Source organism: Microcoleus sp. BM001215392 (assembly GCF_036700185.1).
In the GTDB taxonomy this organism is placed as follows: Bacteria; Cyanobacteriota; Cyanobacteriia; order Cyanobacteriales; family Microcoleaceae; genus Microcoleus.
Map to the genome: position 1 here is coordinate 1 of NZ_JAUBOJ010000469.1, position 5,006 is coordinate 5,006.

The 5,006-nt window shown below is 46.3% G+C and carries 3 protein-coding genes; all 3 read right to left on the reverse strand.

Annotated elements, in window-relative coordinates; all coding sequences use genetic code 11:
• Positions 1-100: 100 nt before the first annotated feature.
• A complete protein-coding gene (locus tag QT974_RS30850) occupies positions 101-1,846 on the reverse strand; it encodes a diflavin flavoprotein (protein WP_333472185.1) in 1,746 nt (581 codons plus the stop codon).
• On the reverse strand, positions 1,839-2,468 hold the full coding sequence (locus QT974_RS30855; protein ID WP_333472186.1) for a hypothetical protein: 630 nt from the start codon (positions 2,466-2,468) through the stop codon (positions 1,839-1,841). The genes QT974_RS30850 and QT974_RS30855 overlap by 8 nt, the downstream gene beginning before the upstream one ends.
• 485 nt (positions 2,469-2,953) lie before the next feature.
• Positions 2,954-4,681, reverse strand: coding sequence for a diflavin flavoprotein (locus tag QT974_RS30860; RefSeq protein WP_333472187.1), 1,728 nt, complete (start codon positions 4,679-4,681; stop codon positions 2,954-2,956).
• Positions 4,682-5,006 lie beyond the last annotated feature (325 nt).

Sequence of the window (5,006 nt, forward strand, 5' to 3'; positions counted from 1 at the left end):
TAATGCCGTGCGAGTTCTTGAAGTGCTCGCACGGCATTAAAAGCAAAACCCAGATAGATGCACCCGTTTTCTACCAGCGATGCTGGGAGATTGTTTCGATTTAATAATGACTCCCTGATTTCCGGTAGTGCACCGCTGTCACCCCGTCATTTTTCAGCAAATGACCGTTTTCAACCGTCGCATAAACTACCCAATGATCGCCGCATTCCATCCGACCGATCACTTCGCATTCGAGATAAGCTAAAGCATCAGTCAAAACCGGACAGCCGTTGCTAGCTTCTGTTGTTTCAACTCCGGCAAATCTGTCTTCTCCGGGAGCAAAGTTTTTCATGAAATACTTGCGCAACTGTCGCCCTTCTGCTAAAATATTGAGCACAAATTTATCTCCGGCGTACATCAAAGCTTCGATCGATCGATCTTTAGCCACCGCAATCGTCAGGCCCGGAGGATTAAAGGTGGCTTGCGACACCCACGAAGCCAACATCGCGCTGGTAACATCCCCGCGCCGCGCTGAGACTACGCACAGGGAACCAACTAATCGTCCTACAGCTTGTTCTGTGCGATCGCTCCCCGCCGCTAACTGCGGTTTTGGTGCCCGCAATTTTTGCGATCGAATCAAAGCTTGAGCAAAATCCGTTCCCGCTTCTTTGCACTCGTGAATCGTGTCCGCCGTCGGCTTGAACTTCGCTCGAATCGGCTCAAATCCAATCCGATAGCCAGCATCTTTTAATTTTCCTTCAACTAAGTCGATCGCCTCGCCACTCCAGCCAAACGAACCGAAAACCCCCGCTAATTTGCTCTTAGTTGCGGTAGATAAGACAATTCCCAAAGCAGTTTGAATTTGCGTCGGCGCGTGTCCTGCTAGAGTCGGAGTACCGATGATAAACCCGGCGCATTTCTCGATCGCCTCTTGAATTTCTCCCGGTTCCACAAATTCGCAGTTGATAGTTTCAACAGCAACGCCCGCTTTCGTAATTCCTTTGGCGATCGCCTGGGCCAAAGTAGCAGTATTGCCGTAAGCCGAAGCATAAATCAAAGCAACTGTCAAGTCTTTTGAATTTTGTTGCTGGCTCCATTCCCGATACAAATTGCTCAATTCGTGGAGGCCGTAACGGACAATCGGGCCGTGACCGGGAGCATAAAATGCTGTGGGTAAATCAGCTAATTTATCCATTGCAGTCAGCACTTGTTTCGCCTGAGCAGCGTGCAAAGAATCGTAATAATAGCGCCGATCTTCGCTGTAAACGCTCCACCCTTCATCAAATACTTGATCGCCGCAAACATGAGATCCAAAAAATTTGTCAGTGAACACAATTCGAGTTTGCGGATCGTAGGTACAAAGTTCGTCAGGCCAGCGGGGAGTCGGAGTCGCCAGGAATTTTAATTTGTGACCTTTGCCTAAATCGAGAGTTTCTTCACCCCGAACGATCAGAATGTTTAAATTTTGTTCTGGAAAAGCCGATCGCAAACCAATCGCGGCTGAATTCGTACAAACAAAAGCTACTTCAGGAGCCAATTCTAACAAAGCTTTAATTGTCACGGCTCTGTTAGCGTTAAAATGTCCCAAAATGACGTAATCCAGCTTGGTCAAATCTAGTCGCTGCTGCAAACAATCTAGATAATTTTGGGTAAAAGATTCCCCGGGCGGGTCAAACAAAGCAGTTTTGTCGGCTTGAATGATATAGCTATTTGCTGTTGTCCCCTTTTGCAGGGAGTATTCTACTTCAAATTTTAGTCTGTCCCAAGTGCGCGATCGCACAATAAATGTATCTGGTGCGATCGGAATAAATTGCACGTCGCGGGGTTTGGTATTAGATGCGAGTCTCGGAGTCAAAGTGTTAGTCATTAATTGCACCTATGAGAAACTGAACAACAGAACTTCTTTTGATTTCGTGCCAAAATTTGGTATCTACAATATCAAATTTCGCACCTTGAGCCTGTAAATTGGTATCCAGATCGATCAAAAACTCCCTAGTTTTCAAATCGTCACCAATTTGGATAAAGCTCACCCCAATTTCTTGATCTTTATCTATTTTATTGGCTGCACTTACAATAATTTCGGCGACAGCAGCGGAATTTTCAGGTTTTTCATCGAGGACTGCCACAATTATGGCTCCTTTCTTGCCTTTGGCATTTGTTTCGATCTGAAAATAATCACTGAAAGCTTCTGTCAGAGGTTCTGCCAAATTAATTGCAGTGGGCTTTGCTGAATTTGGTTCCGTATTTTGTCGCTGCAAAATTTCAGCTAACCGGCTAACACTTGACTTTTTATACTTCCACATAGGAGTACAAGCTTCGTAAACGGTGAGGCCGTCGCTGTCAAATTCCTGACATTTTTTTGCTAGGTCGATCAGAGATGCCTGTGCTTCTACCCACTCCTCGTACCAAGGATGTTCGGGGTCTCTGCTGGCATCGCTTCTGGCAATAATAATTGTGTAATCTCGGTTTTCTAAAAGATTGGCACGCATTGGCAATTCCTCAGAGTAAAAATGCAGTCAGAATGACAACTGTTTGCCCGGTCTACTTTTATGGTTTGGTTAAAGTGGGCATTGCGCACCCTAACGCAGAGTAAGAAAGGAAGAGAGAAAGAAATAAAGAACAGCAACTGTTGGTGGCGTCAGGTGCGCAGTGCACGGATATCAAAATCCTAAAACCTTGATAAATCTCGTTTGTAGCTGAGCCAAAATCCCCCTTAAAAAGGGAGAGTTCGATCTATTCCAGTCCCCCCCTTATTAAGGGGGGTTAGGGGGGATCGGGGCTCAGATATAAACGAGATTTATCAGGGGTTGAACGCGCTTGTTGAAACTTCTTTCTTCCTTCTTTTGACGCGATCGCAAAGCCTTTATAGCCTTCTTCCTTGTTCTGTCAACTGTCAAGCGGTCAACTGTCAAGCGGTCAACTGTCAAGCGGTCAACTGTCAACTGACAACTGTCAACTGACAACTGTCAACTGACTAATAGTGATTGCCGACTTTGCGGTGGTGAACCGCCGGCAGCGCTTCAGGATGGGAGACGCGCCCGCTATCGACGATCGCATATACGATATGATGATCCGAAAGTTCCATCCGGCTAACCACCTCGCATTCCATGTAAGCCAAAGCATCCGTCAAAATCGGAGAACCGTTGCTTGCAGGTTGAGTTTTGACTCCAGCAAATCGATCGGCACCAGGAGCAAAACGCTTTAAAAAGTGCTTCATCAGGCTTTGATAATTGCCTTCTTCGAGCACGTTAAGGACAAATTTATCGCCTGCGTGCATCATCGATTCGATCGCCCGATCTTTCGCAACTGCTATAGTTAGACCCAGCGGTTTAAAGCTAGCTTGCGTGATCCAAGAAGCCAACATCGCACTGCTAACCTCGCCTTTTTGAGCAGTAATAATGTACAATCCGCCGCTGATGCGTCCCAAAGCTTTATCAACATCGCTATCGAGGGCTTTCATCTGTTTGACAGCCTTGTCGCGAGACAGCCACTGTCCCAAGTCGGTGCCGGCTTCATCGCAAAGTTGATAAATCCCTTCCGTCGGCGCTTCTTTAATCAAAATGTTGGGAAATGCTTCTTTCAAACCCAACTCTTTGAACTTGTTTCGCAGCGGATAAATCGATGCGTCATCGCCGCCGCCGGATTCGCACAAACCAAAGGATTGTTTGTTGTTAGCTGCAACTAAAATGGTGTTGATAGCAGCTTCGGCATTCTCCGCAGCAGCGCCATTACTCGGCGGCGAACAAATCACGATTCCCGCAGCGTTACCGACAAGTTCGCGAACTTCTTGTAAGTCGGCGATTCTCAAGTCCATCATTTCTACGGCGACACCAGTTTTGGTGATTCCGTGGGCAATGGCTTGGGCGAGGCGATCGCTAAATCCGTAATCGGAAGTGTAAAATACCGCTACCGTGGTTTCTGCCTTAGCTTGTTCTTGACTCCACTTTTTGTAACGTCCGGTAAGTTCGGCTACATTGTAGCGGAGTAGTGGCCCGTGACCTGTCGCCACCGTACCGATTTCTCCCAACTCAGCCATCCGCTTCATTGCACTGAGTACCGATCGAGCATTAGGAGCCATCAAACACTCATAATAAAAGTGATAATCCTCCTCAACCGCCGCTAAATCGTCATCATAGGTACTGTCAGAACAGTAGTGCATCCCGAAAGCATCGCAGGTGAACATCACCTGAGTTTTGCTGTCGTAGCTGAAAATAGTATCCGGCCAGTGCAAATTCGGCGCCGACACAAATTCGATAACGTGGCCGTTTCCTAAATCTAGTTTGTCCCCATTTTTAACTACAAGTCGCTCAAATGGTTGGTGTACAAGGTTTTCTAAAAATTGAATTGCTACTTTCGCCCCCACGACAATCGCTTGAGGTGCCAAAGCCAGCACATCTTTGACTAAACCGCTGTGGTCTGGTTCCGTGTGGCTGATAATTAAATAATCAATCTCTTTCGGGTCAATTTCCCCCGTCAGAGTGTCCATATATTGCTGGCGGAACTTCTCGTGCGAGGTATCGACGAGGGCAGTTTTTTCGCCACGAATGATGAAAGAGTTGTAAGTTGTACCGTTTTTGAGCCCGAATTCGATGTCAAAACGGTCTCTATCCCAGTCCAGGCATCGAATTGCCGTTGTATCAGAGGCAATTTCGACCTTTTCCACCGTCAATCTGCGTTGGACTCGTTCAGTCAGGGCTACCATACTCTGCCTCCTTGTCTGTTATCCATTACCTTATTGTTTCCATTCTGACACGTTTCTTTTGTAAATCTTCATAAAATTTCTTATCAGGGAGTTAAGTAACTGCAAAGTTATTAATGTGTGGGTGGGGCGATTCCAGCGGACGATAGCTTCAGTTGACGCCAGTTTTTGCACAAATCTACCGATCGGGTATTGACAAAATTATGATTTTACCGATCGAGCTTTAAAATAAATTAGACGCACCCGCGACCTCAGAAACCCGGTTTCTTCGTATATTAGACTTGAATTGCAAAAATCGGAAAACACCCTAAAATTATCTGCGTTTATC